The 2,202-nt window shown below is 73.8% G+C and carries 2 protein-coding genes; both read left to right on the top strand.

Annotated elements, in window-relative coordinates:
• Nucleotides 1-135: 135 nt before the first annotated feature.
• The gene (locus ACFXPK_RS12365; protein WP_385074439.1) at nt 136-1,047 is read left to right on the top strand and encodes an N-acetylmuramoyl-L-alanine amidase; all 912 of its coding nucleotides are present in this window, start codon (nt 136-138) and stop codon (nt 1,045-1,047) included.
• Nucleotides 1,048-1,380: 333 nt separating this feature from the next.
• Nucleotides 1,381-2,160 (top strand): hypothetical protein, encoded by a 780-nt coding sequence (locus tag ACFXPK_RS12360; protein ID WP_385005064.1) that lies wholly within the window; start codon nt 1,381-1,383, stop codon nt 2,158-2,160.
• Nucleotides 2,161-2,202 lie beyond the last annotated feature (42 nt).

Genomic DNA, 2,202 nt, shown 5'->3' with positions numbered 1-2,202 from the left:
GCCCGCGCGCCCGCCCCCCCCCCCCCCCCCGGCCGCCCCCCCCCCCCCCCCCCCCCCCCGCCCCGGGGCCCCCCCCCCCCCCCCCCCCCCCCCGCCCTGCCCCCGATCGCCCGGCGGGGCGTCTAGCATCGCGTCGTGTCGTACGACGAGAGCCCGCAGCCCGCACGCCGCCGCTTCGGCCGGCGCCCTCTCACCGTCGCGGTCGCCGCGCTGGTGCCGACCGGCCTGGCCGGGTGGCTCGTGTGGCAGGGGGTGGGCGGGTCCGACGGCTCCAGCGCCTCCGCCGCCACCGCCGGGGCCGCCCCCGCCGCCTCCGCGCCCGCCTCCCCCACCGGCCCGGGTGACGGCGCCCCCGGCGGCGGCGATCCGGCCGGACCGCTCGCCGGCAAGGTCGTGGTCGTCGACCCGGGCCACAACCCCCGTAACCGCGACCACCCCACCGAGATCAACGAGAAGGTCGACATCGGCACGGCCACCAAGGAGTGCGACACCACCGGCACCGCCACCGCCGCCGGTTACGCGGAGGCCGCCTTCACCCTCGACGTCTCCCGGCGGCTGCGCACGCTGCTCGTACAGCAGGGCGCCACGGTCACCTTCACGCAGGACGACGACCGTCCGTACGGCCCGTGCGTGGACGAGCGCGCCCGGATCGGCAACGAGGCGAAGGCCGACGCCGTGGTCTCCGTGCACGCGGACGGCTCCGCGGCCGGCAACCGCGGCTTCCATGTCATCCTGCCCGCCCTGGTCAAGGGCGGCGCCGCGGACACCGCCGCGATCGTCGGCCCCTCCCGTGCCCTCGGCGAGCGCATCGTCGCGGACTTCCACCGGGAGACCGGCACCGACCCGGCCAACTACCTCGGCGACGGAACGGGCCTGGACGTCCGTGACGATCTCGGCGGTCTCAACCTTTCGACCGTCCCGAAGGTCTTCCTGGAGTGCGGCAATATGCAGGATTCGGCCGACGCCGCACTGCTGTCCGACGCGGAATGGCGGGAGAAAGCGGCACGGGGACTCGCGGCAGGCATCAGCGGTTTCCTGGAGAAGTAAAGAAGAACAAGTGAATCGCTGTGAGACCGCTGTGAGGAAGTCGCCGAAGGAACCGTGGAAAAGCCGGCGCGGCGGTCGGTGGGGCGGTTGGTGCGCGCGTCAACGCTGGGGGCTGGAGCGGGGCATGTGACGGTCCGTCGATGTCGCGGAACCGCATAACGGACCCTCGTAACGGCCCGGTACCAGGCCAGATACCCGGCAGACGACCCGATCGGGCAGACGATAGATTCATCCGTACGATAGGGAGCCGCCCCCGAGCTTCGCACCGTGCACCGCACCCCGAGCGGCCCGCGACGACCGCCCCGACGAGACGACTGACGAAGGATTTTTCACGTGAACATCCGCTCCCTCACTAGAGGCGACGGCGTGGTGATCGGAGCAGCGGTGTTGCTGTTCATCGCCTCGTTCCTCAATTTCTACGACTCGACGAGCTTCAGCAGCGGGCCGAAGGCATGGGACATCCTCGGCGTCGTGATGAGTGTCCACATCGCCGGTCTCATCGCGGCGGCCCTGATCGTCGTCTCGCGCGCGCTCCCGCAGGCCCCGAAGAAGGTCGCGGGTCTGGACCTCGGCCAGTTCGGGGTGGCGCTCGCCCTCTTCGTCGCCTGGACCTCCCTCTGGTACCTGCTGGGTGACGGCCGGGCCGGCGGCGGCCAGATCCTCGGCTTCTTCAGCGCCCTGGCCCTCGCGGGCGCCGCCGTGGCGGGCCCGCTGGTCCCCGCGCTGAAGGTCGCCCTCGTCGGCCCCCCGAAGCCGCAGACGCCGCAGCCGTACGGTGGCGCGCCGGGGCAGGGGTACGGCTACCCGGGCGGCCCGCAGCCGTACGGGACGCAGGGCCAGCCGCAGCCGTTCGGCGGCGCCCAGCCGGCCGCGCAGCAGTCCCAGCCCTCGCAGGGCGGGGCGGCCCCGGCGGGCGACTTCGCGCCGTTCTGGTTCGCCGTGCCGGTGGCGCGCCCCCTCTTCGGTGAGGACGGCTCGCAGTCGCCGATCGCCGAACTGGCGCCGGGTACCTGGTACTTGGCGGTGGAGCAGCGCGGCCCCAGCCTGGTGGCCCAGACACAGGACGGCCGCCGCGGCGTCCTCCAGGACACGTCGGGCATCCAGCGCGGCTGACCGCTCGCACACGTCGGACGTACGGAAGCCCCGGCCCGGAAC

The sequence above is a fragment of the Streptomyces sp. NPDC059142 genome (assembly GCF_042755665.1).
GTDB lineage: Bacteria > Actinomycetota > Actinomycetes > Streptomycetales > Streptomycetaceae > Streptomyces.
This window is presented reverse-complemented; position numbering and strand designations above follow the sequence as displayed.